Source organism: Pseudomonas sp. VA159-2 (assembly GCF_024126635.1).
GTDB lineage: Bacteria > Pseudomonadota > Gammaproteobacteria > Pseudomonadales > Pseudomonadaceae > Aquipseudomonas > Aquipseudomonas muyukensis.
Genome location: NZ_JAMYBV010000001.1, coordinates 356,191 through 382,593 on the forward strand (window position 1 = coordinate 356,191; position 26,403 = coordinate 382,593).

Annotated in this window: 22 protein-coding genes and 1 riboswitch; of the genes, 14 read left to right on the top strand and 8 right to left on the bottom strand. The window is 65.8% G+C overall.

Going from position 1 to position 26,403, the window contains the following annotated elements; genetic code table 11:
- The first annotated feature begins 30 nt into the window (after window positions 1-30).
- The 9 genes from NJG22_RS01595 (at window position 31) to NJG22_RS01635 (ending at window position 9,336) form a co-directional block, all read left to right on the top strand.
- On the top strand, window positions 31-1,551 hold the full coding sequence (locus NJG22_RS01595) for an aldehyde dehydrogenase family protein (RefSeq protein ID WP_217850537.1): 1,521 nt from the start codon (window positions 31-33) through the stop codon (window positions 1,549-1,551).
- Between the two features lie 198 nt (window positions 1,552-1,749).
- Entirely contained in the window at window positions 1,750-3,198 is a 1,449-nt protein-coding gene (gene eat / locus NJG22_RS01600; protein ID WP_253091991.1) for an ethanolamine permease, read from the top strand.
- Window positions 3,199-3,247: 49 nt separating this feature from the next.
- On the top strand, window positions 3,248-4,642 hold the full coding sequence (locus tag NJG22_RS01605; protein ID WP_253091993.1) for an ethanolamine ammonia-lyase subunit EutB: 1,395 nt from the start codon (window positions 3,248-3,250) through the stop codon (window positions 4,640-4,642).
- 8 nt (window positions 4,643-4,650) lie between these two features.
- The gene (eutC, locus tag NJG22_RS01610; protein WP_253091995.1) at window positions 4,651-5,469 is read left to right on the top strand and encodes an ethanolamine ammonia-lyase subunit EutC; all 819 of its coding nucleotides are present in this window, start codon (window positions 4,651-4,653) and stop codon (window positions 5,467-5,469) included.
- A gap of 106 nt (window positions 5,470-5,575) precedes the next feature.
- Window positions 5,576-6,034 (top strand): GNAT family N-acetyltransferase, encoded by a 459-nt coding sequence (locus NJG22_RS01615; protein WP_217850545.1) that lies wholly within the window; start codon window positions 5,576-5,578, stop codon window positions 6,032-6,034.
- 293 nt (window positions 6,035-6,327) lie between these two features.
- A complete protein-coding gene (locus NJG22_RS01620) occupies window positions 6,328-6,975 on the top strand; it encodes a DedA family protein (RefSeq protein ID WP_253091997.1) in 648 nt (215 codons plus the stop codon).
- 7 nt (window positions 6,976-6,982) lie between these two features.
- On the top strand, window positions 6,983-7,798 hold the full coding sequence (locus NJG22_RS01625) for a M90 family metallopeptidase (protein ID WP_253091999.1): 816 nt from the start codon (window positions 6,983-6,985) through the stop codon (window positions 7,796-7,798).
- Between the two features lie 93 nt (window positions 7,799-7,891).
- Window positions 7,892-8,419, top strand: a complete 528-nt coding sequence (gene ppa, locus NJG22_RS01630; protein WP_003255365.1) for an inorganic diphosphatase — start codon at window positions 7,892-7,894, stop codon at window positions 8,417-8,419.
- 218 nt (window positions 8,420-8,637) lie between these two features.
- Window positions 8,638-9,336 carry an XRE family transcriptional regulator gene (locus tag NJG22_RS01635; protein ID WP_253092000.1) on the top strand — a complete coding sequence of 233 codons (699 nt, stop codon included), beginning with the start codon at window positions 8,638-8,640 and terminating at the stop codon, window positions 9,334-9,336.
- A 240-nt stretch (window positions 9,337-9,576) separates the two neighbouring features.
- Here the strand turns inward: NJG22_RS01635 and NJG22_RS01640 are convergent, their stop codons facing one another.
- The 5 genes from NJG22_RS01640 to NJG22_RS01660 form a co-directional block, all read right to left on the bottom strand.
- Window positions 9,577-10,491 (bottom strand): GNAT family N-acetyltransferase, encoded by a 915-nt coding sequence (locus tag NJG22_RS01640; protein ID WP_253092002.1) that lies wholly within the window; start codon window positions 10,489-10,491, stop codon window positions 9,577-9,579.
- Complete coding sequence (locus tag NJG22_RS01645) at window positions 10,488-11,780, bottom strand: AMP-binding protein (protein ID WP_253092004.1); 1,293 nt, start codon at window positions 11,778-11,780, stop codon at window positions 10,488-10,490. Before NJG22_RS01645 ends, NJG22_RS01640 begins: the two co-directional genes overlap by 4 nt.
- A gap of 3 nt (window positions 11,781-11,783) precedes the next feature.
- Complete coding sequence (locus tag NJG22_RS01650; RefSeq protein ID WP_253092006.1) at window positions 11,784-14,216, bottom strand: aldehyde dehydrogenase family protein; 2,433 nt, start codon at window positions 14,214-14,216, stop codon at window positions 11,784-11,786.
- 1 nt (window position 14,217) lies between these two features.
- Window positions 14,218-15,342: an acyl-protein synthase gene (locus NJG22_RS01655; protein ID WP_253092008.1), complete on the bottom strand. Its 1,125-nt coding sequence runs from the start codon at window positions 15,340-15,342 to the stop codon at window positions 14,218-14,220.
- A gap of 188 nt (window positions 15,343-15,530) precedes the next feature.
- Window positions 15,531-18,458, bottom strand: coding sequence for a TonB-dependent receptor (locus NJG22_RS01660; protein ID WP_253092010.1), 2,928 nt, complete (start codon window positions 18,456-18,458; stop codon window positions 15,531-15,533).
- 178 nt (window positions 18,459-18,636) lie between these two features.
- On the opposite strand from NJG22_RS01660, the gene NJG22_RS01665 reads away from it, so the two are divergent.
- The 3 genes from NJG22_RS01665 (at window position 18,637) to ribB (ending at window position 21,081) form a co-directional block, all read left to right on the top strand.
- Window positions 18,637-19,164: a sigma-70 family RNA polymerase sigma factor gene (locus tag NJG22_RS01665; protein WP_253092012.1), complete on the top strand. Its 528-nt coding sequence runs from the start codon at window positions 18,637-18,639 to the stop codon at window positions 19,162-19,164.
- Window positions 19,157-20,077: a FecR domain-containing protein gene (locus tag NJG22_RS01670; protein ID WP_253092014.1), complete on the top strand. Its 921-nt coding sequence runs from the start codon at window positions 19,157-19,159 to the stop codon at window positions 20,075-20,077. Before NJG22_RS01665 ends, NJG22_RS01670 begins: the two co-directional genes overlap by 8 nt.
- A gap of 131 nt (window positions 20,078-20,208) precedes the next feature.
- A riboswitch (FMN riboswitch) is annotated at window positions 20,209-20,350 on the top strand.
- 80 nt (window positions 20,351-20,430) lie between these two features.
- Complete coding sequence (ribB, locus tag NJG22_RS01675; protein WP_134692732.1) at window positions 20,431-21,081, top strand: 3,4-dihydroxy-2-butanone-4-phosphate synthase; 651 nt, start codon at window positions 20,431-20,433, stop codon at window positions 21,079-21,081.
- Between the two features lie 91 nt (window positions 21,082-21,172).
- Here the strand turns inward: ribB and NJG22_RS01680 are convergent, their stop codons facing one another.
- From NJG22_RS01680 to NJG22_RS01690, 3 genes are read right to left on the bottom strand one after another with little or no spacing between them, the layout of a single operon-like run.
- Window positions 21,173-22,366 (bottom strand): SGNH/GDSL hydrolase family protein, encoded by a 1,194-nt coding sequence (locus NJG22_RS01680; RefSeq protein ID WP_253092015.1) that lies wholly within the window; start codon window positions 22,364-22,366, stop codon window positions 21,173-21,175.
- Between the two features lies 1 nt (window position 22,367).
- Window positions 22,368-23,477 carry an SGNH family hydrolase gene (locus tag NJG22_RS01685; RefSeq protein ID WP_253092017.1) on the bottom strand — a complete coding sequence of 370 codons (1,110 nt, stop codon included), beginning with the start codon at window positions 23,475-23,477 and terminating at the stop codon, window positions 22,368-22,370.
- On the bottom strand, window positions 23,464-24,879 hold the full coding sequence (locus tag NJG22_RS01690; RefSeq protein WP_253092019.1) for an MBOAT family O-acyltransferase: 1,416 nt from the start codon (window positions 24,877-24,879) through the stop codon (window positions 23,464-23,466). Before NJG22_RS01690 ends, NJG22_RS01685 begins: the two co-directional genes overlap by 14 nt.
- Window positions 24,880-25,093: 214 nt before the next feature.
- Between NJG22_RS01690 and NJG22_RS01695 the strand changes: the two genes are divergently transcribed.
- Together NJG22_RS01695 and ispA are read left to right on the top strand one after the other, a co-directional pair.
- A complete protein-coding gene (locus tag NJG22_RS01695; protein ID WP_011531978.1) occupies window positions 25,094-25,336 on the top strand; it encodes an exodeoxyribonuclease VII small subunit in 243 nt (80 codons plus the stop codon).
- Entirely contained in the window at window positions 25,333-26,220 is an 888-nt protein-coding gene (gene ispA / locus NJG22_RS01700; RefSeq protein ID WP_253092021.1) for a (2E,6E)-farnesyl diphosphate synthase, read from the top strand. Before NJG22_RS01695 ends, ispA begins: the two co-directional genes overlap by 4 nt.
- The last annotated feature ends 183 nt before the right edge of the window (window positions 26,221-26,403 follow it).

Sequence of the window (26,403 nt, forward strand, 5' to 3'; positions counted from 1 at the left end):
GCAACAATCACAACGACCAGGAGATACCCCATGCGTTACGCACATCCCGGCACCGACGGCGCGAAGGTTTCCTTCAAGAGCCGCTACGGCAACTACATCGGTGGTGAGTTTGTAGCTCCGGTGAAAGGGCAATATTTCGAAAACACCTCTCCGGTTAACGGCAAGCTGATTGCCGAGTTCCCCCGTTCCACTGCCGAAGACATCGACAAGGCCCTGGACGCCGCCCATGCCGCCGCCGATGCCTGGGGCCGCACGTCGGTGCAGGACCGCTCCAACGTGCTGCTGCGCATCGCCGATCGCATCGAGCAGAACCTCGAACTGCTGGCCATCACCGAAACCTGGGACAACGGCAAGCCGATCCGCGAAACCCTCAACGCCGACATTCCGCTGGCGGTCGATCATTTCCGCTACTTCGCCGGCTGCATCCGCGCCCAGGAAGGCGGCGCCGCCGAGATCAACGAAACCACCGTGGCCTACCACCTGCACGAACCGCTGGGCGTGGTCGGGCAGATCATCCCGTGGAACTTCCCGCTGCTGATGGCCGCCTGGAAGCTCGCCCCGGCCCTGGCCGCCGGCAACTGCGTGGTGCTCAAGCCCGCCGAGCAGACCCCGCTGGGCATCACCGTGCTGCTGGAGCTGATCGGCGACCTGCTGCCCAAGGGCGTGCTCAACGTGGTGCAGGGCTTCGGCCGCGAAGCCGGCGAGGCGCTGGCCACCAGCAAGCGCATCGCCAAGATCGCCTTCACCGGCTCCACCCCGGTGGGCTCGCACATCATGAAGTGCGCCGCCGAGAACATCATCCCGTCCACCGTCGAACTGGGCGGCAAGTCGCCCAACGTGTATTTCGAAGACATCATGCAGGCCGAACCTGCATTCATCGACAAGGCCGCCGAGGGCATGGTCCTGGCGTTTTTCAACCAGGGCGAAGTGTGCACCTGCCCTTCCCGCGCCCTGGTGCAGGAGTCGATCTACCCGCAGTTCATGGAAGTGGTGATGAAGAAGGTGCTGCAGATCAAGCGCGGCGACCCGCTGGACACCGACACCATGGTCGGCGCCCAGGCCTCGCAGCAGCAGTTCGAGAAGATCCAGTCCTACCTCAAGATTGCCCAGGAAGAGGGCGCCGAGCTGCTCACCGGCGGCAAGGTGGAGCAGCTCGAAGGGGCGCTGGCCAGCGGCTACTACATCCAGCCGACCCTGCTCAAGGGCAACAACAAGATGCGCGTGTTCCAGGAAGAAATCTTCGGCCCGGTGGTCAGCGTCACCACCTTCAAGGACGAAGCCGAGGCCCTGGCCATCGCCAACGACACCGAGTTCGGCCTCGGCGCCGGCGTGTGGACCCGCGACATCAACCGCGCCTACCGCATGGGCCGCGGCATCAAGGCCGGCCGCGTATGGACCAACTGCTACCACCTGTACCCGGCGCATGCCGCGTTCGGTGGCTACAAGAAATCCGGTGTCGGCCGGGAAACCCACAAGATGATGCTCGACCACTACCAGCAGACCAAGAACCTGCTGGTGAGCTACGACATCAACCCGCTGGGCTTCTTCTAAACAGGCCACTGGGGCTGCTGCGCAGCCCTTTGGCCGGCAAGTCGGCGCCTACAGGTTTCACCTCTGCCTCGTAGGAGCCGGCTTGCCGGCGAAAGGGCCGTAAAGCGGCCCCAAAGGCCCTGGCTCGCTTCCTGCAATTAAAATCACCAAGCGCCGGCAGTCCCTCCGGCAACCTAAGAAAAACAACAGGTGAACACCATGCCAAGCGATCACACCGTCGGCACGCCGGCGAGTTCCTCCGTCGACTTCGAAAAAGTCGGCTCGGACTATTTCCAGCAACGTGAACTGAAAAAAGGCGCCGCCGGCTGGGTCCTGCTGGTGGGGCTGGGCGTGGCCTATGTGATTTCCGGCGACTATGCCGGCTGGAACTTCGGCCTGGCCCAGGGCGGCTGGGGCGGCATGTTCCTCGCCACCCTGCTGATGGCCACCATGTACCTGTGCATGTGCTTCTCCCTGGCCGAACTGTCCTCGATGATCCCCACCGCCGGTGGCGGCTACGGCTTCGCCCGCAGCGCCTTCGGCCCCTGGGGCGGCTTTCTCACCGGCACCGCCATCCTCATCGAATACGCCATCGCCCCAGCGGCCATCGCCACCTTCATCGGCGCCTACTGCCAGTCGCTGTTCGGCATCGGCGGCTGGATGATCTACCTGGCGTTCTACGTGGTGTTCATCGGTATCCACATCTTTGGCGTGGGCGAGGCGCTCAAGCTGATGTTCATCATCACCGCCATCGCCGCCCTGGCCCTGGCGGTGTTCCTGGTGGGCATGGTGCCTCACTTCGATGCCGCCAACTTGTTCGACATCGCCCAGACCGACGCCGTCGGCGCCAGCAGCTTCCTGCCGTTCGGCTATGTCGGCGTGTGGGCGGCGATCCCCTACGCGATCTGGTTCTTCCTGGCCGTCGAAGGCGTGCCGCTGGCCGCCGAAGAAACCAAGAACCCCAAGCGCGACCTGCCCCGCGGCCTGATCGGCGCGATGCTGGTGCTGCTCGCCTTCGCCTTGCTGATCCTGGTGGTCGGCCCCGGCGGCGCCGGCTCCGAGGCGCTCAAGGCCTCGGGCAACCCGCTGGTCGAGGCACTGGCCAAGGCCTACGGCGGCTCCACCTGGATGGGCGGGTTCGTCAACCTGGTCGGCCTGGCCGGGCTGATCGCCAGTTTCTTCTCGATCATCTACGCCTATTCGCGGCAGATCTTCGCCTTGTCCCGCGCCGGCTACCTGCCGCGCAAGCTCTCGCAAACCAACAAGAGCAAGGCGCCGGTCCTGGCCCTGGTGATCCCCGGGATCATCGGCTTCGCCCTGTCGCTGACCGGCCAGGGCGACTTGCTGATCCTGGTGGCGGTGTTCGGCGCCACGCTGTCCTACGTGCTGATGATGGCCGCGCACATCACCCTGCGCATTCGCCGGCCGAAGATGGAGCGCCCGTATCGCACACCCGGCGGCATCTTCACCTCGGGCCTGGCCCTGGTACTGGCCTGCATCGCCGTGGTCGCCGGGTTCCTGGTCGACCCACGGGTGGTGATTGGCGCCGCGCTGATCTATGCGGTATTAATTGCCTACTTTGCTTTCTATAGCCGCCACCACCTGGTGGCCGGGACGCCGGAAGAGGAATTCGCCGCGATCCAGAAGGCCGAAGAGGCCCTGCACTGATCGCCGACTTACGCCGCAGGCCAGCCCTGCGGCGCTCTGGAGATTCTGTATGGCAAGTTTCACCCACACCGTAGGCCACCAGGTCTACCGCTTCGACAGCCTCAAAGAGGTGATGGCCAAGGCCAGCCCGGCGCGCTCCGGCGACTACCTGGCCGGGGTCGCTGCCAGCAACGACGGCGAACGGGTGGCGGCGCAGATGGCCCTGGCCAACATCCCGCTCAAGCACTTCCTCGACGAGGCGCTGATCCCCTATGAAAGCGACGAAGTCACCCGGCTGATCATCGACAGCCACGACAAAGAGGCCTTCGCCGCGGTCAGCCACCTGACCGTCGGCGGGCTGCGCGACTGGCTGCTCGGCGAGCACGCCGACGAACACAGCCTGCGCGCCCTGGCCCCGGGCCTGACCCCGGAGATGGCCGCCGCGGTGTCGAAGGTCATGCGCGTCCAGGACCTGGTGCTGGTGGCGCAGAAGATTCGCGTGGTCACTGCGTTCCGCGGCACCATGGGCCTGCGCGGGCGCTTGTCGACGCGCCTGCAGCCCAACCACCCCACCGACGAGCCGGCCGGCATCGCCGCCAGCATCCTCGACGGCCTGCTGTACGGCAACGGCGACGCCATGATCGGCATCAACCCGGCCACCGACAGCATTGCCTCGATCTGCGCACTGCTGGAGATGCTCGACGCGATCATCCAGCGCTACGACATCCCTACCCAGTCCTGCGTGCTGACCCACGTCACCACCTCGATCGAGGCGATCAACCGTGGCGTGCCGCTGGACCTGGTGTTCCAGTCCATCGCCGGCACCGAGGCGGCCAATGCCGGCTTCGGCATCAACCTCAATGTGCTGCAGGAAGGCTACGAGGCGGGCCTGTCGCTCAAGCGCGGCACGGTCGGACAGAACCTGATGTACTTCGAGACCGGCCAGGGCAGCGCGCTGTCGGCCAACGCCCACCACGGCGTCGACCAGCAAACCTGCGAAACCCGCGCCTACGCCGTGGCCCGGCACTTCAAGCCATTCCTGGTCAACACCGTGGTCGGCTTCATCGGCCCCGAGTACCTGTACAACGGCAAGCAGATCATCCGCGCCGGCCTCGAAGACCACTTCTGCGGCAAGCTGCTGGGCGTGCCGATGGGTTGCGACATCTGCTACACCAACCACGCCGAAGCCGACCAGGACGACATGGACACCCTGCTGACCCTGCTGGGGGTGGCCGGGATCAACTTCATCATGGGCATCCCCGGCTCCGACGACATCATGCTCAACTACCAGACCACCTCGTTCCACGACGCGCTGTATGCACGCCAGACCCTGGGCCTGAAGCCCGGGCCGGAATTCGAGGCCTGGCTGGCACGCACCGGCATCTTCACCCAGGCCGATGGCCGCATCCGCTTCGGCGACAACCTGCCGCCGGCCTTCCGCCAGGCCTTGCGGCAACTAGCCTAGAGGTGACCATGGCACAGCACACCCCGACCCCGGACAACCCCTGGCTGGCCTTGCGCAACCTGACCCCCGCGCGCATCGCCCTGGGCCGCACCGGCATCAGCCTGCCCACCAGCGCCCAACTGGACTTCCAGTACGCCCACGCCCAGGCCCGCGATGCCGTGCACCTGCCCTTCGACCACGCCGGCCTGCGCCAGCAGTTGCAGGACCGTGGCCGGCAAAGCCTGCTGCTGCACAGCGCCGCCAGCGACCGTAACCAGTACCTGCAACGCCCCGACCTGGGCCGACGGCTGCACCAGGACTCGGTGCAGGCCCTGCGCGAGCACGCCCAGGCCAACCCCGGCGGGGTCGACCTGGCGATCGTCGTCGCCGATGGCCTTTCGGCCCTGGCCGTACACCGTCATACCCTGCCATTCCTGACTCGCTTCGAGGAGCAGGCCGCTGCCGACGGCTGGACCAGCGCCCCGGTGGTGCTGGTGGAACAAGGCCGGGTGGCGGTGGCCGACGAGGTAGGCGAACTGCTCGGCGCGCGCATGACCGTGATGCTGATCGGCGAACGCCCCGGGCTCAGCTCGCCGGACAGCCTCGGCCTGTACTTCACCTACGCGCCCAAGGTCGGCCTGACCGACGCCTACCGCAACTGCATCTCCAACGTGCGCCTCGAGGGCCTGAGCTACGGCATGGCCGCCCATCGCCTGCTGTACCTGATGCGCGAAGCGTGCCGGCGCCAGCTGTCGGGGGTGAATTTGAAGGACGAAGCCGAGGTCCATAGCATCGACAGCGAAGGCACTCCTGGCAAAACCGGAAACTTCCTACTCGGCGAGCGGTAAAAACATGTCACGGAAGGCGGATTGCGCTTCTAGCCTGCATTAGGCAGCATGCCAGAGGACGCTGCTGGCAATCCGCCGTATCCCCAATGGACTCAGAGGCCCGCCCATGCGCATCATCAAGGCAACCCTGGAACACCTCGACCTGCTGACCCCGTTGTTCGTGAAATATCGCGAGTTCTACGGCCAACTGCCTTATCCAGACAGTTCCCGCAGTTTTCTGGAAAAGCGCCTCAAGCGTGGCGAGTCGCTGATCTACCTGGCCCTGCCGGATGACGGCGACGACCGCCTGCTGGGTTTCTGCCAGCTGTATCCAAGCTTCTCGTCGCTGTCGCTCAAGCGCGTGTGGATCCTCAACGATATCTACGTCGCCGAAGACTCCCGGCGCATGCTGGTGGCCGACCACCTGATGCGCGAAGCCAAGAAGATGGCCAAGGAATCCAACGCCGTGCGCATGCGCGTATCCACCAGCAGCGACAACGAGGTGGCGCGCAAGACCTATGAGTCCATGGGCTTTCGCAAGGACACCGAGTTCGAGAACTACATCTTGCCGATCAGCCAGGATTGATGCCGGGCGGCCTTGTGTCGCGATGGGCCGCACAGCGGCCCCGACATTTTTGCATGATGTCGAAAGGCTGGGCGCCCCATCGCCACACAAGGCCGCTCCCCCCCTCTGCAAGCCCAATTACCCTGTCGTAACCCGCCGCTACAAACTCTCCGGGCATCTTCGTCACTTCGCCGTATAATCCCCGCTCCTGTCATGTGCGAATAATTACCCCTTGCCGGTAAATCATCCTTAGCCCATGGCGCTGTCCGTCATTGCGCGCCCGTAGACGCGGGTCAAGAACACAGGTGCTGTACATGGATTTCAACCCGCTGGACCTTATCCTGCATCTCGATGCCTACCTCGATCTGCTGGTCGCCAATTACGGTCCGTGGATCTACGCCATCCTCTTTGCCGTGATCTTCTGCGAAACCGGCCTGGTGGTCATGCCCTTCCTGCCGGGTGACTCGCTGTTGTTCATCGCCGGTGCCGTAGCCGCCGGGGGCGGCATGGACCCGGTGCTGCTGGCAGGCCTGCTGATGGCCGCGGCCATCCTCGGCGACAGCACCAACTACGTGATCGGCCGTACCACCGGGGAGCGGCTGTTCCGCAACCCCAATTCGAAGATCTTCCGCCAGGACTACTTGCAGCGCACCCACGAGTTCTACGACCGCCATGGCGGCAAGACCGTGACCATGGCGCGTTTCCTGCCGATCCTGCGCACCTTCGCGCCGTTCGTCGCCGGCATCGCCCACATGCACTACCCGCGTTTCCTGGCCTTCAGCGTGGCCGGCACGCTGCTGTGGGTCGGCGGCCTGGTGACCCTGGGCTACTTCTTCGGCAACGTGCCGTTCATCAAGCAGCACCTGTCGCTGATGGTGGTGGGCATCATCCTGCTGTCGCTGGTGCCGATGATTCTCGGCCTGTTGCGTGGCCGTTTCGGCCGCGCGGCCAAGGCCCACTGACCGCAGCATGTGGTCGTTCAGCGCCTGGCGCCGCCGGCGCACCCTGGCCCGTTACCCAGTCAGTGCGGCCCTGTGGCAGGGGATCCGCGATCGCCTGCCCCTGCTCGACGGCATCAGCGCCGAAGAAGACCGCTGGCTGCGCGAGGCCAGCGTGCTGTTCCTGCACGACAAGCACCTGACCAGCCTGCCCGGGGTCGAGCTGGACGACGAGCAGCGCCTGTTCCTGGCCGCCCAGGCCCAGCTGCCGTTGCTGCACCTGGGCGACCTGAACTGGTACCAGGGCTTTCACGAGCTGATCCTGTACCCCGATGACTTCGTCAGCCCCCAGCGCCATCGCGACGCCAGCGGCGTGGAGCATGTGTGGGATGCAGAGCACAGCGGCGAAGCCTGGCAACAGGGCCCGGTGATCCTGGCCTGGCCGGGGGTGCTGGCCAGCGGCGGCTGGGAAGCCTACAACCTGGTGATCCACGAACTGGCGCACAAGCTCGACATGCTCAACGGCGACGCCAACGGCCTGCCACCGCTGCACAGCGGCATGCGCGTCGAGGATTGGGCCCGGGTCATGCAGCAGGCCTACGACGACCTGAATCGCCAGCTCGATGCCGACCCGGACGCCGCAACGGCCATCGACCCCTACGCCGCGGAAAACCCGGCGGAGTTCTTCGCGGTAACCAGCGAGTACTTCTTCAGCGGCCCCGACCTGCTGCAGCAGGCCTACCCCGAGGTATACCGGCAACTGGCGTTGTTCTACCGCCAGGACCCGCTGGCACGCCTGAGCCGCCTGCAGGTCGAGCATCCGGATTACCGCCAAAGCCACGCCTGAAGCGCCCGCACATCAGGCCGGGCGTGGCATGCACCGTGGGAATGTGCCTATAATCGCCGCCACTTTTTTGATCAAACACGGGGGCATTGCCCAATGAGCTACAGCAAGATTCCGGCTGGCAAAGACCTGCCGAACGACATCTACGTCGCTATCGAGATCCCGGCCAACCACGCGCCGATCAAATACGAGATCGACAAGGACAGCGATACCCTGTTCGTCGACCGCTTCATGGCCACCCCGATGTTCTACCCGGCCAACTACGGCTTCATTCCCAACACCCTGGCCGACGACGGTGATCCGCTGGACGTGCTGGTAGTGACCCCGTACCCGGTCGCTCCTGGCTCGGTGATTCGCGCCCGTCCGGTTGGCGTGCTGAACATGACCGACGACGGCGGCGGCGACGCCAAGGTCATCGCCGTTCCTCACGACAAGCTGTCGCAGCTGTATGTTGACGTGAAGGAATACACCGACCTGCCGGCACTGCTGATCCAGCAGATCGAGCACTTCTTCGCCAACTACAAGGATCTGGAGAAGGGCAAGTGGGTCAAGATCGAAGGCTGGGAAGGCGCCGACGCCGCCCGCGCCGCGATCACCAAGTCGGTCGCTGCCTACAAGGGCTGAGAGCTGGCTTTGAAAAAACCCCGCTTCGGCGGGGTTTTTTATTGGGGTGATCAACTGGCTGCCAGGCGTTCGCCGCAGCATCCTCAGTGCCCATAAGATCATCCCCGAACATTTCCCACGCGCCCATCATCCTCAACCTACAAAAACCACCACTTCCTACAAAACGTCTCCACACCAGGTTGATACCCACACAAATCCCGGGTCGATAGACTCGCCCCATGAACACTTCCGGTGACCGTCTCAAAGCCCTCCTGCTGGAGTGCAACCTGACCCCTTCCGATTTCGCTGCCCAACGCAACGTCACGCCCCAGCACGTCAACAACTGGTTCAAGCGCGGGGTCCCCCTGTCACGCCTGGACGAACTCGCCGATCTGTTCTGCGTGAACAGGCGCTGGCTGCGCAGCGGCGAAGGCTCCAAGCACCCGGCCCCGCTCGCCGCCACCTTGCCCCCCACGCCCGCCAACGGCTCGCTCCCGCCGTTGCTGGCGCACGGCAGCGAACCCACCAGGCTGCCCTTCCATCGCCTCCAGGAGAGCACGCTGCAAGCGTTGCCCGGGCATTGCCAGGTCATCCCCCGTCACGCCCTGGAGGCGTTGCAGGTTGCGCCACACGCCGCGATCTGTGTGAGCATGCCCGCCAACAACATGGCCCCCCTGTTCCCACGCGGCAGCCTGCTGGGCATCGACCGCAGCTTCACCCGGGTCATCGACGGCGAGTGCTACGCCTTGCTGCACAACGGCAGGTTACGGGTGAACTACCTCAGCCTGGGGCACAACGGCACCCTGTGCCTGCACAGCCATGATCGGCTCAATCACCCCAGCGAACGCTACACCGCCTACCAGCGGCGGATTCAGGGCCTGGAAATCCTCGGCTGGGTATTCTGGTGGTCGTGCCTGCGCCCCAACCGCCCAGGCTGAAGCATCTCGCCGCATTTTTTGCTGGGCATCGCCAAGCGGCCCGAGTATGCTACGCCGCACACCCGCCCAAGCGGATGCAAGCCGCATCCCAGAGGGCCTGGCGACGCCTCACACAGCCGTCTGCCATCTTTTCATGGCCATGTTGCCAACCTTTAAGGCGGTTGCGGTTTATCAAAAATAAGCCAAGACCGTCCCCAAGAAGCCGGCCACAAGCCGGCTTTTTAATGTCCGCGATTACGTTCAACCACTGCGCGCCAACACCATGCACTGGCGGGCCTGAGCGTGTATGGCGCGGGCCATCGGGCAATGCAGCTGCAACGGGCTGTCGGCGAAGCCGCGCTGCAACAACCAATACCATTGCCGGCCCGCCCCCAGCGCCAGGCCGGTGTCGGCGAACCCGGCCCGATGCAGCCCAGGCAGCACGCAGGGCAAGCTGGCATCCAGCCGTACCCGCAGATGAATCAAGCGGCGGGTGGACAGGCGCATGACTTCGAGGACATCCGCCTCACAGGGATGTTCCAGGGTCAAGTCCAGGCGATTTTCCTCGAGGGCGATCCGGGTGGGCTCGATGCGATGCTGGCAAATGCCCGCAGGTACCCTGCCGAAACGCTCAAGCAAGTGCGCAAGCCACTGGGGCCGACCGCCCTGCAGGCCGGGCATGGGTATGGGTTGGGCCTGCAGCGCCAGCACTCCCAGAATGGCGCTTTCCCGGGAATGCGCGGACAACCCTGACTCAACGTAGTCCAGCAGCAGCCCGGTCGCCTGGAACCCCAGCGACATCCCCAGCCGCTGTGACCACAGATGGCTGGCCACCATCTTGATCGTCAGCAGCGACATGCCCTGGCGCCGCGCGTGATCGCACAGGTAGCGGCTCATCCGCCCCGCAATGCCTCGCCCCCTGAGCTGAGGGTCGACCACGATCATGGCCAGTTCCGCGCAACTGGCATCCTCGGATGATCGCCACAACAGCGCATGCCCGACGATACGCTCCCCACGCAACGCCACCACGGACTGCCAGTGCTGGCTGCGGTTATGGTGGCGGATGACCGACGGCAGGTAGATCTGTGGGTAGAAGTAACGCTCCCCGTACACCCGTGTGAACAACTCGCTGATCGGCTCGGCGTCCTGAGCCTCGAACCCCCGCACGACGATCATGGCTGCGCCCGTCCAACAGGGCCGCGGTAGTTGCGCCGGTCGACGACACGTTGCAGTTTGCCGGTGCGTTGGTGGGTCAGCAGGTCCGCCGGCTGGCACCAATCGACCGCAACCTCCAGCGCACCCTCGGCCATCAGTTCCGCGACCATCGGGTCCTTGCCCTGGATCGCCTGCAGCAACGCGCTGGCCGCCGCCGGATCATGGCGGTGGGCAATGCGCAGCAGGATGTCGTCGACACCGTTTTCCTGGTCGATGATCAACTGCCAACGACAATTGCCCAGCCGCGCCTGAATGGTCGCCGCCAGCTCATCCGGGAACAAGGTGGCATACCCTACCCGCAGCCGATTGCCGAGGCTGCTGCGCCCCAACAGGCGAAACTTTCGCCCCGGGGTTCCCGCCGCTTCGGTCCATTCGGCCAGATCGCCCACCGGGTAGCGAATGATCGGCATCAAGGTCCGGGCCAGGTTGGTCAGCACCAGCAGGCCGGTTCGGTAAGGCTCGGTTATCGCCACCCCGGAGGCCTCGTCGACGATCTCGACGATGGTCTCGGGCTCGAAGGCGCGATGCTCGCCGGGCAGGCAATCGGGCGCGCTGGCACCGATCAGGCCGGCATCGACACTGGCACAGCCAATCGAGACGACTCGCGCGCAGGGGAAAACCGCCTTGAACAACTGCAACTGCTCGACGAACACACTTTCACCGCCGTACAGCACCGTCTTGATCCCTGGCAGTTGCACGCCCTGCTGCTCGAGCGACGCCACGTACTGCAACAGTTTTCCCGGAACCCCGGTCAGCACGTTGATCCGGTGTTGCTCCAGTTGGACAGTCAGGGTTTGTGGATCGACCGTGCCGGTGAAGGGGAACACGCACAGCGGCACTGGCACATGCCCCAGCGCACCCTGGATGAACAGGAAGCTGGCGTAGAGGTCGCCGGCAAAGAACAGGTTGGCCACCCGGTCCCCAGGCTCGAACCAACCGGCAAGGCTACGCCCGAATGTCGTGACGAACTGCTGCCATTCTGCCTGGGTGAACAGCGAGTGCTTGGCGCCGCCGGTTGTTCCTCCCGTCTTGTAGACGATCGCGTCGGTGACCGGCGCGGTCAGTACCGGCCAATCCTCCAGCTGGGCGCCTGAGGCCCAGTACTGGTGAAGCTCGACCAGAGGCAGGTCGGCAAGCGTCCAGCCTGCCTGGGGCACGTTGCGCCACAGCTGGGCGTAGTAAGGCGAATGGGCACGGACATGATTGACCAGCCGTGTCAGCTCAAGGGGGGCTTGGCAGTTGTGATTCATGCTTCACTTCCTCTTCCTGCAAACGGACTCAAGGCGTTTATCCCGTAACAGCGGCGTTTTTCCCGACTGTGGGTGGCGCTCGAAATGCGCCTGCGCCCTCTGCGACACCTGCAGGTCCAGCAGGCCAAGTTCCACGGCCATGCTCAGTTCCGTGTCGCCGCATAGCCTGGCCTTGACGGTGTCTGGGTCGGCGTCGACCCATACCCGGATGCGTTCGATGCCGTTGTCGGGATCGTGTTCCAGGTGCAACTGCAGCGGGGCATCGGCCAGCTCGGCCAAGCGCTGCGGCTGGAGGAACATTGTGCCGATCCGCACCAGGCCACCGTGGCGCCCCAACAACTCGAAACGCGGCGCCGGGGAGCCGCAGGCGCAAGGTCCATGCAGCCAGCGCCCGGTATCACCGATTTCATAGCGCCTCAGGCGCTGGCCTTCCCGGGCCAGGGACGTGACCAGAAAACGCCCGACCGCCCCGCTCGCCACTGGCTCATCACGTTCCAGGTCGACGATTTCCAAGCATTGGATCTCGCTCATCAGGTGGAACACCCCATCCGGGCTGGCGGCGCAGCTATAGCCCAAGGGGCCGGCGTCTACCGTGCCATAGAGCACCGAGCGTAGGGTCTGCACGCCAAAGCCCTGGATGAACGAGCGCTGGGCCTGGCCGAGATGCTCCCCCCCCAGCAGGACCTTGCGGATCCCGCCATAGCCGCGCAGGGTGTGCGCCTCGCGCAGGAACAACTGATGCACGGTGGTCGGCATGCCGATCAGCGTGTCGATCCGCTGGCTGACGATGAACCGGGCGATTTCGCTGTAATCGTCGTCCTGGGGCCCGGCCATGGGGTAGTGCCTGGCCCCCAGCTTGTCCAGCACGGTGAAGAAACTCAGCAAACCGCCATAGAGGTTGCCGCCGTACATCAGGTTGAGCACGCTGTCGGTCGCAGGGTCGAGTCCGGCGGCGAACAATCCGTCAGCTGCCGCCTGCATCTGCCGGTGATAGTCGCGGTAGCTGAAACCGGCCAGCTTCGGTGCGCCACTGCTGCCGCCGGAGCGGAAAAACAACTGCGCGCGCTCGCTCATCGAGCTGTTCAGAAACGCCCCGCGATCCATGATCGGGTGGTCGGCGACATTCATCGGTGGCAGCCGCACAGGGTCGAGGGTCGCCTGCCTGGCCAGGCAATCGGCCCCCAGGCTTACCGACACCCGACGCGCCAGCATGCTCAGGGCATAGACACCGTCGTGAGGCTCACCGCTGTAGCCGGCCTGCATCTGCGCGATGTGGGTCACCCGGTCGACCCCGGCCGCCAGCAGCAGTTGGCTGAGCGCGGCGAACTCCCGGGCCGTGCTGATCAGGCCGCAGCTTTGCAGGTGGCTGCGCCACGGCCGCAGGACCTCTATCGCCGCATCACGGGGCAGCGGGCGCAGCAGCAGGGTGCGAAACAACGGCGAGGGCGCGATGGCCATGGCCGGCTCCAGGACAAGCTGCCAGCCCTCGCCCCGCCAGACCTGCCCAGGCCTGTCGGCAAAGGCCTGGTCCAGCTCGGCGAGGGCCAGGGTGGTGGTGATCTGCGCCGCCTCCTGCAGGTTGGGCCGTAGCGCCGGCCAGCAAGCCTGGCGACGTTGCAGCGCCGCTGCCAGCTGCTCACCGATGGCGTGCAGCGTGGCGCTGTCCTCGCTGTCGACGAACACCACCTGGGGGCTGGAGCAAGCCTGTTGATCCAGGCGGCAGACCTCATCGGCCAGCGCCTCCAGCGCCGAGTGATCCACGGCATCGGGCACCAACCAGGCAAAGCTGATCTTGTGCCCCCAGGGTATCCAGCGGCAGCCATCGGGCAGTTGCTCGCGAATGGCTTTCAAGGTCGCGTTCGAACCCCAGGCGCACACCCCGTCGGCATGCGCCAGCAACCTGGGCAGTTCAGCCTTGGACACCGGCAGCACGGCGACATGGCGGGCCAGCTGGCCAGACGCGTCACAGGCGAGGAAAGCCTGCAGCAACCGGGTGTTCAAACCTTGCTCGCGCGCGCTCGGTCGCAACCAGTTGATGTTGCCCACCAGCAAGCTTTCGAGCATCGCGAAAAAGGGCAGTAGCGGCGCATTGGCTGGGGTGATGTGCACCACCACCCCCAGGGGCCGCCAACTTTCGAAATGGCCGGCCTGATAGTCGATACGGCGCAGGGAGAATGGGTTCGCCCCCAGCTCGTGCTCCAACTTGCCGCGCAGCGTATCGGGCTGGCAGAACGCCCGGAGCTCTTCGCGGCTGGCGGTATCGAGTTCGGCCAGTACGCCTTCGTCCAGCAACCGCTCGGCGAACCGCTCGGCACAGGCGAGCAGGCTATCCAGGGTACAAGGCTGGCTCAACGTCTGCGCCAGGCCTTCGCTCAGTCGTTGCAAGGCCTGGTCCAGCGTAAGGTCTGCCAGGCACTGTCCGTGTATGAGGTACATATCAGGGCTCCCTTATCAGTTCGGAGGCGGCCAGCGCGCAACTGCGGCCCTTGCCGGTGCCGGCGCGCCCAAGGATCTCGAACCACTCGGTGGCAAGGCCGCATCCACACTCGGCAGCGCGGTGCAGCACCGCCAGGTCGCTCATCACGATGCTGTGGGCCGGGCTCGAAGTGATGTAGGGCGACACGAACTGAAGCAGCCCCGGCACCCCATGTTCCTGCAAGGCAAAGGTGCGCGGATCGCGGGTAAAGGCCCGGGCATAGGTGGGAACATGCAAGTGGTGGTGCGCACATTCGATGTAGGGCACGCAATGTTCCACGGCGCCATAGCCATCCCGGCACCGCGATATCGGAATGCCCAGTTGCTCGTTGATGCGGGCATACAGGTGCGACTTGGGCACCTGCTGGTCGGCATGGGTTTTCCAGCCGCCGCCGAACAGCACCAGGGAGTTGGCATCGAACGACAAGGCGGGCAATTTCATTGCCCGCATGCGCTCGAGAACGAACCACATGAACGCCGGAAACCCCAGGATGCGCAGGGGCGCGCCGTCGTCGGCAAAACGCTGCAACGCGCCGATCACGCCGAACGGATCGAACTCGCTGCCCTTGCCGTTATGGCGCAGGGCATGGAAGCTCTGCTTGACCGGAGCGTACTTGCACAGGAAGTTGTCGGTATAGGCCGTACCGAGCGTGGCGTGCTCGCCAGGCTCATAGCCCAGGAGCAAGTAATTGCAGGGCGTCTGCGCGGTTTGCCAGCCGTAATGCCGGAAGATCCGGTCGATCATGCCCTGGGCCGCCCCCAGGCTCCGTGCGTCATAGCGCATCCGGCTTTTTTGCCCGGTAGTGCCCGAGGACGTCAGTTCCAGCGCATCACGCCCCGCTTCGCTGAGCAACAGGTTCTGCTTCAGGTAGTTGGCGAATATCGGTGGCAACTGTCCCCAATTGCGGATATCCAGGGCAGTCGGGTCGAATCGCTGCTGTTCGAGCCAACGCGCATAACCTGGCGTGTGTTGCAGGTGATAGGTAGTGATTTCGCGCATCGCCATATCGAACAGATGATCGGCGTGCGCATCGGCGCGATAGGGATCGCCAAGCGCGCAGAGTGCTTCGACATGCGTAAGAGCCATTGAGCACCTCGAGTAGGTTTTTAACCCTGAGAGGGAAAAACTCTATGCCAATGTGCATCAAACTTTGATAGGAAGAATCCCACACTCATACGGATGGTTTCGCCCGCCCGCGTAGGGGATGTCTCGAGATGAAGCCAGCGTCACCCGCAAGCCCCGGCGCCGTTGCGGCCCCGGGGCCTGTCATGGCCCTAGAAGCGCGTCACCATCCCCACGCGCCAGGTGCGCCCAGGTGCAGGCATGAAGCTCTGGGCCAAGGGGTCCAGGTAATAGCGGTCGGTCAGGTTCTGCACCGACAGGTTCACCTCGGTGTGTTCAAGCAGCTTGTAGCGGGCGAACAGGTCGAACAACGCCACCGAGCGGTAATCGATCTGCGGGGTGGTGGCGCCGGTCTGCCAGGGCTTGTCCATCTGCGCGGTCGGGCCTGAGGTGTAGGTCATGCGCCCGCCCAGGGTCAACGCCTCGTCGAAAAAGCGCAGGCCACTGACCAGGTTGGCCGAGAAACGCGGTGGATTCTGCGTGTTGGTGTAAGAACCCATGTAGCTGCCCGAGGTGCAGTCGGGGGTGTCCTGGGTACGCTGGTAGCTATTGGCGGTGCTGCGCAGCGTGCTGGCGAATGCCGCGTCGCAGGTTTCGGTTTTCAGGTAGTAGGTGGCCGACAGGTCGGCGAACACCCGCCCGGCGTCATAGTGCGACTGCAACTCCAACCCTCGGGTGCTGAAGCTGTCGGTGTTGCTGAAGGTCATCTGCCCCCACCGGCCGGGGCTGGGGTCGTAGTAGCGGGTGATGTAGTGCTTGATCTGGTTGTCGAAGTACGCCAGCTTGATCGACGCCTCGTCACCCGTGCGCAGCAGGTTGTCGCGCAAGGCGCTGACCCCGAACTCCCAGCTGCGCGAACGCTCGGGCTTGAGGTGCTTGCCCGGGGTTACCTGCTGGGTACCCTGGCTGGTCTCGAACAGCGATGGCAGACGCAAGCCCTGGGTGTAGGAGGCGTACACGAACGTGTCGGGGAGGAACTCGACGTTGATGCCGAACGCCGGCGAGAAACCACCGCCGCTGCTCTTGCCCTGGGGCGTGTAGTCGTAGCCGGTGACCACATTGCTGGTGCTTTCCGGGTGCACCGTCACGTTGGTCGCGCCAGCCTCGTTGAACGGCACGCCATTGAACGGCTCGTTGCTGTTGGCGAAGACGATGCCGTTGTTCAGGCGCGGGTCGGTGGCGTCGGTGTATTGCCCGTTCTGGTCCGGGAACCAGGTCATGCTGCCCCAGTTACCCGGGCTGCTGGCGGTGATCCAGCGCAGCTTGCGGTCCTCGCGCCGGGCCTCGGCGAGCACCGTGTTGTCCTTGGTCCGGTAGTGGGCATAGCGTCCGCCGCCCCACAGGGTCACCTGCTCGATGGGCTGGTACTCCAGCTTGCCGTTGACACTGAACTCCTGACGCGAAGCATCCCGCAGCATGCGGTTGGCGTTGATGTCGTGCTGGGTGGTCAGCACGCCTTTCTGCGGCTGCAGGTCTTCCAACTGGAAGGCGCCGCCAAGGGCGAGCTTGAAGTCGCCGTGGGCGGTGCTCAAGCGCGACACATTGTTCAAGTCGCCACCGATGCGGCGGTTGTCCTGGCGGGTCCAGCCGCGGTCGGTGCGAAACAGCTGCGACTTGGGCGCCATCCAGGCAGCGGTCAGGGTGCTGGTCTCGGTGTCGGTCAGCCACAGGGTGCTGGTCAGGTCCACCAGCGGGTTGCCCTCGGGCAAGTAGTGATAGCGGGCGGTATAGGCATCGAGCCGCACCTCGCTCGTGGGGTACTGGTAGATCCCGGCAGTACCGTAGCGGAAGATATCCGACGGCATGATCTCGCCCATGTGGCCGTCGAAGCGACGGTAGCCCAGGTCGAGGGTGTGCGCGTCGGCCAGGCGCCAGGTGGTCTTGAACAGGTAGGAGTCGGTTTGCGACGACGAGTTGAGCACCTCTTCGCCGGCGTTGTAGGTGTTGGCCACGCTGGGTTGCTCAGCGCCCCAGCGGTCGTACAGGCGATAGCGCTCCTGGCCTTTCTTGCCAGAAAAATAATTGCCCTGGTTACGGTGCGCATAGGCGGCCACCAGGTCGAAGCGCTCGTTGCTGTAGGCGAAGGCGGCACTGCCGGCCTCGGCCTGCGAACCGAACAGGCCCGCGCGGCTGTCGCGCGGCACGGTGCTCAGGTCCTGGTCCTTGGAATGGCGGCTGCGCTGGGCCGGTTCGACACCGTTGTTCCACAGGTTGCCGGTCAGGCGCACGCCCACGCTGTTGCCATCCACCAGGATGTCGTCGACGCCCAGGGTCTTCATCTCCACCGAGCCGCCGATCGCCCCGGAACGGGTGCTGGGCCCCTTGTTCACGGTCACGCTGCTGAGCAGGTCTGGGTCGATGTAGCTGCGCTGCTGGGTCCCGCCATAGCCGCGGTAGACATCCACCGCCTGTTCGGAGCCATCGACCCGCACCGCCACCCGGCTCTGGCCCTGGATGCCGCGAATGTTCACGTCCAGCGCGCCGCCGTTGCGGCTGTCGCCAACCTGGACCCCGGCCACGCCCTTGAGCATGTCGCCCACCGAGACCGTGGCGAAACGGTCGAGGTCCGCGCGGGTCAGGTGCACGGTGGAGCGCGGCGCCCGGTAGCTGTCACGCTGCGGATCGTCCAGCGCGGCGGCGTCGACCACGGTGGCCGACAACTCGGTCGCGGTCGAGACCTTGCCCTGCGGGGCCAGGATGTAGGCACCGCGCGTACTGGGCAACAACTGCAAGCCAGTGTTCAGCAGTAGCCGCCGCGCCGCCTCGAGCACCGTGTAGCGCCCCTTGAGCGCGGGCGCGCTGCGCCCACGGGTCAGCTCGGAGTCGTACGACAGCAGCAGCCCGGACTGCTGGGCGAACAGCCCCAGCGAGGTGCCCAGCCCACCCTGGGCGATGTCGTAGTCGCGCAGCGTGGCGTCATCCAGCCGGGTGGCCGCACCGGGCACCGGGCTGGCGGCCTGGGCCAGGTCGAGGCCAGCGCCGAGCAGGCAGCCGACCAATGCGCAATGCATGGCCAGGCGCAGCGGGGACAAACGCGGCAGGGGACGCGAAACAGGGGAAAGCCGATGGGGTGCGGGCATGCTTCTCTCGCTCGTAAGGTTGGCGCCCGGCACTCGCGGCGGGCTGTCATTGCCTCTGTCGCTCGAGATCGAAAAAGGTATATGCAATCGATTCGTATTTTCACATCATCTTGTGATCTGCGCAAAACCGTTGATAATGGTTTTCATTTGCGACCTTGCCCTGCCGACCCGACTGCCCATGACCGCCCTTGAAACACCCCCGCGCTGCGCCGTGACCACGCTGTACATCGAGAACCACGCCTGGCTGCGCAACTGGTTGGCCTATCGCCTGCGCTCGTGGGGGCACGGGGTGGCCGACGACCTGGCCCACGATATCTTCCTGCGGGTGCTGCTCAGCCGCGAGGCCGTCCAACCCGAGGCTATCCGCCAGCCGCGGGCGTATCTCACGCGTATCGCCAAGTGCGTGCTGGTCAGCTGGCGCCGGCGCCATTCCCTTGAGCAGGCCTGGCTCGAGGCGCTGGCCGCGCTGCCGCCAGCCGCCCATCCGTCGCCGGAACTGCAGAGCGTCATCCTCGAAACCCTGCACGAGATCGACGCCGTGCTCGACACCCTGCGTCCCCGCGTGCGCCAGGCGTTTCTGCTGGCGACCCTGGACGGCATGAAGCAGAAGGACATCGCCCAGGCCCTGAACATCGCCCTGCCCACCGTGAAGAAGTACATCCACGAGGGTTACATCGCCTGCCTGAGCCAGATGCCCGATGAATGACCAGCCTATTGCCCAGGCGGTGCTCGCCCAGGCCGCCGCATGGTTGCTGTTGCTGCAGGAAGGGCCGCTGACCCCGGCCCAGCGCCTTGAGCTCGAGCACTGGCGCAGCAGCGACCCCCAGCATGAACGCGCCTGGAAGCGCGCCCAGCGTCTGCTGGTACGCCTTGGCAGCCTGCCCCCCACCCTCGCCAGGCAAACCCTGGAACGCCCGGGCGGCAACAGCCGCCGCGCGGTGCTGCGCGGCCTGGCGCTGTTGCTCGCGGTTGCGCCGCTGGGCTGGTGGCTGTCGCGGCGCGGCACCTACCACGCCGACTACCAGACCGGCGTGGGCGAGCGCCGCGATGTGCTGCTGGCCGATGGCAGCCAGGTCTCGCTCAACAGCGCCACCACCCTGGCGCTGCGCTTCGATGCCGAGCAGCGCCTGCTGCACCTGGAACAGGGCGAGGTCTACATCGTCACCGCGCCGGACCCACGGCCGCTCAGGGTCCGCACCGAACAAGGGCTCATGCAGGCGCTGGGTACCCGCTTCAGCGTGCGCCAGCTAGCGCAGCAAACCTTGCTGACGGTCTACGAAGGTGCCGTGCAGGTGCAAGGCTCGGCGCCGACCATCGTCCATGCCGGCCAACAAGTGCGCTTCAGCCAGACGCAGGTCAGCCCGCCGGCGCCGGCCAGCGCTGGCCAACTGGCCTGGCGCAATGGCCTGCTGCTGGCCCAGGACATGCCGTTGTGGCAATGGATACAGGAACTGCGGCGCCACACCGACCAGGTCCTGGCCTGCGACCCTGCGCTGGCTGGCCTGGCGGTGTCCGGCACCTATCCGCTGGATGACCTGGCGCTGGCGTTGGCGATGCTGGCGCAGACCTACGGGGTGCAGGTGCGCCACGAGGGGCGGCAGGTATTCGTCAGGCCCTGAGCGCCAGCCTTGCCGGTGGCGGTGCCGGTGTTCGCCGGCAAGGCCGGCTCCTACCGCGTTACCACCGCCAGCCTGGCATCGACCAAAGTCGTAGGGGGTTGCCAGCATCCAGCCACTGTGTTGTATGCTTGCCGGGTCTTCAGGGCGGGGTGAAAGTCCCCACCGGCGGTAAATCGAAAGATGAGCCCGCGAGCGCCCCGGCCATGCCGGGGGTCAGCAGACCTGGTGAGATCCCAGGGCCGACGGTCATAGTCCGGATGAAAGAAGGCGTCAGGCAGGGGCCATTCGGGTGCCTCTGCGCGCGCATTTTGTTCGCCCCGAGACGTTCATCGATCATTCACGAGGAGCGTTTCATGTCCACCCCACTGCACAAGCAATTCCCCAACGTCGCCGCTGCCATCGCCGCCTACCAGGCTGGGCGCCCCGTGCTGCTGCTCGACGACGACGACCGCGAGGACGAAGCCGATATCGTCGCGGCGGCCGAAAACCTCTCGCTGCAAACCATGGCCATGATGATCCGCGATTGCAGCGGCATCGTCTGCCTGTGCCTGGACGAAGCCACCGTCGACGCCCTGGAACTGGCACCGATGGTGCAAAACAACCAGGCCCGCCACGGCACCGGCTTCACCGTCACCATCGAGGCGGCGCAAGGCGTCAGCACCGGCGTGTCGGCCCAGGACCGCATCACCACCATCGAGGCCGCGCTGCGCTCCACCGCGCAGGAGCGCCACATCGTCAGCCCTGGCCATGTGTTCCCGCTGCGTGCCCGTGATGGCGGCGTGTTGACCCGCCGTGGCCACACCGAAGGCTCGGTCGACCTGGCACGCCTGGCCGGCCTGCGCCCGGCGGCGGTGCTGTGCGAGCTGATGAACCCCGACGGCAGCATGGCCCGTGGCGAGCAGGTGGCGGTATATGCCCGCCAGTACAACCTGCCGGTGCTGACCATCGAGGAACTGGCGCGCTATCGCGAGGCGATGGTCGAGCTCGAAGCCGAGCCGGCCTGACCCGCACCCAGGCCCGTAGGAGCCAGCCTTGCTGGCGAACCAAGCACCGCGGTGCATGGCACCGGCTGCGCCGGCAAGGCTCCTACAAGGCTCAACGCAAGCCCAGCGGCCCCTTCAAGAACGCATACAACCCCGCCGCGCTCTTGCGATAGCCATCGGCCGTCAGGTGCACCAGGTCCGGGCGCGCCAGCCCGTTGGCCTGCCAGCCGGCAATCGCGCACGGCCCGCCCATGAAGGCCTGCCAATCCCAGAACAGCGCCTTGTGCTTGTGCGCCATCTGCTTCTGCGCCCGGATCACCGCCGCCAACGGTTGCGGCTGACGGGCCGCGCAGGTGCGCGCCTTGCGCTGCTTGATCGAATCCGGTGGCCCGACCAGCAGGATCGCCGCCCGCGGCAGATCCTTGCGCAGCCCGCTGAGGGTGGCATCCAGCTGCGCCTGGTACAGCGCCAGGTCGAGCTTGTCGTCGAACGCCTCGTTGGTGCCATAGGCAAGGATCACCAGGTCCGGGCGCACCGCCTTGAGGCTGTCGCGCCAACCGGCCTGCCACTTGTCCACCACCTCCAGCCGCGCGCCATTGATGCCCAGCGTCGAGTAGGTCACGCCGGCATGCTTCTGGCCCTGCAGGTACCAGCCGCCAAGGGCGACCCCGTGTCCCCCTTCCACGCTCAATTGCACCGGCAAGCCGAGGTTGCTGAACGCCGGGCTGAAGCGCCATTGGCCATTGCTTGCCGGCAGCATGCGGCGCTGGCCGCCATTGGCCAGCAAGGTGGCATTGCCGCTGGCCTGGTAAAGCGCCGAGATCTTGTAGCGCTGGCGATCCTCGTCGCGCGCCTGCAGCAGCACGCTGGCACGGTTGGCCTGGGGCAACGACAGGTAACCGCCTAGGGGAAACTGCTGGCTCTGCTGGTTGCGCGCCGACACCAGCTGCCACTGGCGCGGCTCGCTCTTGACGATCACCCGGTCGTTGCGAATCCCCGGCACTGGCGAGGCTGGCACCAGGCCAATGCCGCCATCGCCATAGCGCGCTTGCAGCAGGCGACGCAGCTCGCCACTGAACAGGTCGGCGGCAGTGTGCGAATCGCCCAGCTGAACGATGGCGACAGGCGCGCGGCTGGCGTTGCGCAACTTGCCGGCCAGCAACGCAATGTTGCCGTCCTGGCCCCTGGCCGGCGCGGCGGCGGGCCGTGCCGCGGGCTGGGTGACCACACTGTTGGCGCCGGTGCTGCAAGCGGGCACGGCGCTGATCAGCAGGGCCAGGCCCAGCAGGTGATGCCATTGGCGCATCTTAATGTCCTGTAACGGTCAGGCCAGGGAAGCTGATCAGCGACAATACCTGTTCGGCGATCAGCTTCTGGCCGGTGATGGTGAAATGGATGCCGTCATCGACCCGTACCTTGACCCGCTTGCCTTGCGGCGTCTGGGTGGTATACGAGAAGCCGTCGTCGGTATAGCCGAGGATCGGGTTGGCCGACACGTAGTGCTGGCCATACAGCGCGGTCTGCGCCTGGTACAGGCCACTGAGATAGCCCATGGCGCTGGAAAGCCGCGCCTTCTCCATGTTCGGCGGGCCGACCCAGAGCACCTGCACATCGTGCGTGCGGGCCTGTTCGAGGATCGCGTCGATGCGGGCGCGGTAGGCCGCTTCCCATTCCGGCGACTTGAAGCGCAGGAACGGCTTGCCCTTGCCCTGGGGCATGTCCCAGGGATCGTTGGGGCCGAGGAACACCACCATCAGGCGGATGTTCGGCCCGTGCTCGAGGGTCTCGGCCACGGTCTTCGGCCAGTTGAAGAAGCCCGGGTAGGCGAGCCCGGTGCTCTGCTTGCTGAGGTTGACGGTGCGGATCTGGTAGCGCTTGCGCAGGCTGTTGGCCAGGTGCGGGGCGACGCCCTGCATCAGCGAATCGCCCACCAGGAACACTTCGTCGCCCGCGGCCAGGGCCGCGACGGTACCTGGCTGCAGCAGTGCCGGCGCCGGTTGCGCCACCGCCACCGGTGCAGGTAGCGGCTGCGGGGCGGGCGCCTGATGCACCGGTTGGGGTGTGGCCGCCAGCGGTTTGGCCAGCACCGCCGGAGTCTCAAGGTTGACCGCCAGCACCGGCATCGGCTCAGGCAGTATCACGGGCGCCTGGGCCAGTTGCGCGGCCGGCTGCAGGCGCTCGAGCAGGCTGTCGCGCTGCTGCTCCAAGGCCAGGGTCAACTGTGCGCCGAAGCGCCAGGCCGGCGCCTGGCCGAGCAACGGGATCTCGCAGCCCTGGTGGTATTTCTGCTGGCAGTACAGCTTGATCGAGTCCTGGTTCAGCCAGAACAACAACGCCGTGGTCACCACGATCGCATACAACGCGCGGGCCGCGCCCACCTGCACCTGGAACAGCTGTTTGCTATCAGAAGCTTGCATAGATGAACCCCGGCACGCCCGACTGCGAAGCGAAAATCACCAACGACACGCCAACCCCGAGCGGGATTGGATACAACTGCCAGGGCAAGCGCTGGAACGCCGCGCCACCGCCGCGCAGCAGCGCCAGCCACTGTGGATAACTGGCCACGAACAGCACACAGGCCAGCAGCATCAGGCCGGTGGCGCTGTTCAGCCCGGCCAGGCTCAGCTCGGCGATGTCGCCAAGCATCTCGACAGCGCCGTCCAGGGTCGGGCTGCGGAAGAAAATCCAGGCGAAGGCCACGTAGTGGAAGGTCATCAGGCGCGCCAGCAAGCCGGCCCCCGGCATCCGGGCAAAACCCGGCAGCCATTGGCTGAACAGCTTGGAGAGGGCCAGGCCGACGCCATGCAGCGCACCCCAGATGATGAAGTTGACACTCGCGCCATGCCACAGCCCCGACACCAGCATGGCCAGCAGCATGTTCAGGTTGCCGCGCCACACGCCCTTGCGGTTGCCGCCCAGCGGGATATAGACATAGTCGCGGATGAAGCGCGACAGGCTGATATGCCAGCGCCCCCAGAATTCCTTGAGGTTGTGCGCGGCGTAGGGCGCATCGAAGTTGTCCGGCAGGCGAAAGCCCAGCAGCAAGGCGATGCCGGTCACCAGGTTGGTGTAGCCGCTGAAGTTGAAATAGATGAGGAAGCTGTAGCCGTACACGCTCAGCAACACCTGCTCGGGCGTGGCGCTGCCCGGGGTGTCGAACACCGGGTCGACCCACTCGCTGCCCAGCCAGGCGCTGAGGAAGAACAGCTTGACCACCGCCATGGCGATCAACCCCAGCGCCCGCTGCGGCTCCAGCACCTGGCGCATGGCCGGTGGGCGGATCTGCGCCAGCATGGGCAGGGCGCGGTTGACCGGGCCGGCCACCAGGCTGGGGAAGAACGCCAGGTACAGGGCCAGGTCCAGCGGCGCCGCCGGCGCCAGTTCGCGGCGGTTGATCGACACCAGGTAGCTGACCGAATGGAAGGTGTAGAACGACAGGCCGATCGGCACCAGCACTTCCAGCAGCGGCAACGACACCTCGAGCCCCGCCGTCGCCAGGGCGCCCTGCACCCCGCCGACGAAGAATTCCTGGTACTTGAACAGGTAGAAGCAGCCCAGCACCAGCGCCAGCAGCAGCACACGGCTGAACCAGCGCCCCGGATAACGCCCCGCCAGCAGGCCCAGCAGGTACACCAGCACGCTGTAGCCGAGCAGGATGTACAGCGATTGCAGGCTGAAACTGGCCACCAGGCCATAGCTGGCCGCCAGCAGCAGGACATTCTGCAGCCGCACGCTCCAGCACAGGCTCCAGTACACAACGAAGAAAAGCGTGAAGCACAGGCCGAATTCGATCGAGAGGAAGCTCACAACGTAGTCCATTACATGACGTTGGGGAGGGCTGGCCCGCGGGCCAGAGCGCGCGGATTATGGCAGAGGGCTCTACCCCCCACAATCCGAGCCCTGCGCAGAATGCAAGACGGCTGCAGCCGAACAAGTGCAACAAAATAAGACGAATGACGCCACCCGCTAATTTGCTCCCCCTGCCCCGCTCTGCTAGTGTCGCGCCGTTCTGAACACCACCGAGACAGTCGCCATGGCCCGCAAAAAAGCCTCCATCGATTTCGAACAGTCCCTCGCCGACCTGCAAGCCCTGGTCGAGCGCCTGGAGAACGGCGAGTTGTCGCTGGAAGAGTCGCTGGCCGCCTTCGAGCAAGGCATCGCCCTGACCCGTGACTGCCAGGGCGCCCTGGCCCAGGCCGAGCAGAAGGTGCAGATCCTGCTGGAGCGCGACGGCGAACTGGCCGCGCAGCCTTTCGACGCGGAGCCAGAGGCATGATCGCCGCGTACCAGGCCAGTGCCCAGGCTCGCGTCGACGCGGCCCTCGAACCGCTGTTCCAGGCCCCGTCCAAGGAACTCGAACGACTCTACGCCGCCATGCGCTACAGCGTGATGAACGGCGGCAAGCGCGTGCGCCCGCTGCTGGCCTACGCCGCCTGCGAAGCCTTTGGCGTCGCGGCCGCGCAGGCCAACGGCGCAGCCTGCGCGGTAGAGCTGATCCACGCCTACTCGCTGGTGCATGACGACCTGCCGGCCATGGACGACGACGACCTGCGCCGCGGCCTGCCGACCACCCACAAGGCCTTCGACGAAGCCTGCGCGATCCTGGCCGGCGACGGCTTGCAGAGCCTGGCCTTCAGCGCCCTGCTCGACCCGCAGCTGAGCCCGCAGGCCGATGCCATCCGCCTGCAGATGGTCCAGGCCCTGGCCAAGGCCGCCGGCCCCGCCGGCATGGTCGGCGGCCAGGCCATCGACCTGGGCTCGGTGGGGGTCAAGCTCGACCAGCAGTCCCTGGCGTACATGCACCGGCACAAGACCGGCGCGCTGATCGAAGCCAGCGTGCGTCTCGGCGCCCTGGCCAGCGCCCGCGCCAGCCAGGCCCAGCTCGAGGCCCTGCAGGCTTATGCACAGGCCATTGGCCTGGCCTTCCAGGTGCAGGACGACATTCTCGACGTCGAGAGCGACACCGCCACCCTGGGCAAGCGCCAGGGCGCCGACATCGCCCGCGACAAGCCGACCTACCCGGCGCTGCTTGGGCTGGAAGCGGCCAAGGCCTACGCCCTGGAGCTGCGCGACCAGGCCCTGGGCGCGCTGCAAGGTTTCGACGACAACGCCGAGCCACTGCGGGCGCTGGCCCGCTACATCGTCGAGCGCCGCCACTAAGACCTGGCACATCCCCTGTAGGCGCGGCCTTGTGTCGCGATAGGGCTGCGTAGCGGCCCCAGGATTTCAGCGTTGACGCAATGATTGCTGGGGCCGCTGTGCGGCCCTTTCGCGACACAAGGCCGCTCCTACAGGATCCGTGTCGCATTGAGCTTTCTGCACACCCGTCCAAATGGGCAGCTT

What these genes read in the sequence shown, in the direction of transcription:
- NJG22_RS01595 (WP_217850537.1), top strand. Translation starts at nt 31, where the DNA reads ATGCGTTACGCACATCCCGGCACCGACGGCGCGAAGGTTTCCTTCAAG.
- eat (WP_253091991.1), top strand. Translation starts at nt 1,750, where the DNA reads ATGCCAAGCGATCACACCGTCGGCACGCCGGCGAGTTCCTCCGTCGAC.
- NJG22_RS01605 (WP_253091993.1), top strand. Translation starts at nt 3,248, where the DNA reads ATGGCAAGTTTCACCCACACCGTAGGCCACCAGGTCTACCGCTTCGAC.
- eutC (WP_253091995.1), top strand. Translation starts at nt 4,651, where the DNA reads ATGGCACAGCACACCCCGACCCCGGACAACCCCTGGCTGGCCTTGCGC.
- NJG22_RS01615 (WP_217850545.1), top strand. Translation starts at nt 5,576, where the DNA reads ATGCGCATCATCAAGGCAACCCTGGAACACCTCGACCTGCTGACCCCG.
- NJG22_RS01620 (WP_253091997.1), top strand. Translation starts at nt 6,328, where the DNA reads ATGGATTTCAACCCGCTGGACCTTATCCTGCATCTCGATGCCTACCTC.
- NJG22_RS01625 (WP_253091999.1), top strand. Translation starts at nt 6,983, where the DNA reads ATGTGGTCGTTCAGCGCCTGGCGCCGCCGGCGCACCCTGGCCCGTTAC.
- ppa (WP_003255365.1), top strand. Translation starts at nt 7,892, where the DNA reads ATGAGCTACAGCAAGATTCCGGCTGGCAAAGACCTGCCGAACGACATC.
- NJG22_RS01635 (WP_253092000.1), top strand. Translation starts at nt 8,638, where the DNA reads ATGAACACTTCCGGTGACCGTCTCAAAGCCCTCCTGCTGGAGTGCAAC.
- NJG22_RS01640 (WP_253092002.1), bottom strand. Translation starts at nt 10,491, where the DNA reads ATGATCGTCGTGCGGGGGTTCGAGGCTCAGGACGCCGAGCCGATCAGC.
- NJG22_RS01645 (WP_253092004.1), bottom strand. Translation starts at nt 11,780, where the DNA reads ATGAATCACAACTGCCAAGCCCCCCTTGAGCTGACACGGCTGGTCAAT.
- NJG22_RS01650 (WP_253092006.1), bottom strand. Translation starts at nt 14,216, where the DNA reads ATGTACCTCATACACGGACAGTGCCTGGCAGACCTTACGCTGGACCAG.
- NJG22_RS01655 (WP_253092008.1), bottom strand. Translation starts at nt 15,342, where the DNA reads ATGGCTCTTACGCATGTCGAAGCACTCTGCGCGCTTGGCGATCCCTAT.
- NJG22_RS01660 (WP_253092010.1), bottom strand. Translation starts at nt 18,458, where the DNA reads ATGCCCGCACCCCATCGGCTTTCCCCTGTTTCGCGTCCCCTGCCGCGT.
- NJG22_RS01665 (WP_253092012.1), top strand. Translation starts at nt 18,637, where the DNA reads ATGACCGCCCTTGAAACACCCCCGCGCTGCGCCGTGACCACGCTGTAC.
- NJG22_RS01670 (WP_253092014.1), top strand. Translation starts at nt 19,157, where the DNA reads ATGAATGACCAGCCTATTGCCCAGGCGGTGCTCGCCCAGGCCGCCGCA.
- ribB (WP_134692732.1), top strand. Translation starts at nt 20,431, where the DNA reads ATGTCCACCCCACTGCACAAGCAATTCCCCAACGTCGCCGCTGCCATC.
- NJG22_RS01680 (WP_253092015.1), bottom strand. Translation starts at nt 22,366, where the DNA reads ATGCGCCAATGGCATCACCTGCTGGGCCTGGCCCTGCTGATCAGCGCC.
- NJG22_RS01685 (WP_253092017.1), bottom strand. Translation starts at nt 23,477, where the DNA reads ATGCAAGCTTCTGATAGCAAACAGCTGTTCCAGGTGCAGGTGGGCGCG.
- NJG22_RS01690 (WP_253092019.1), bottom strand. Translation starts at nt 24,879, where the DNA reads ATGGACTACGTTGTGAGCTTCCTCTCGATCGAATTCGGCCTGTGCTTC.
- NJG22_RS01695 (WP_011531978.1), top strand. Translation starts at nt 25,094, where the DNA reads ATGGCCCGCAAAAAAGCCTCCATCGATTTCGAACAGTCCCTCGCCGAC.
- ispA (WP_253092021.1), top strand. Translation starts at nt 25,333, where the DNA reads ATGATCGCCGCGTACCAGGCCAGTGCCCAGGCTCGCGTCGACGCGGCC.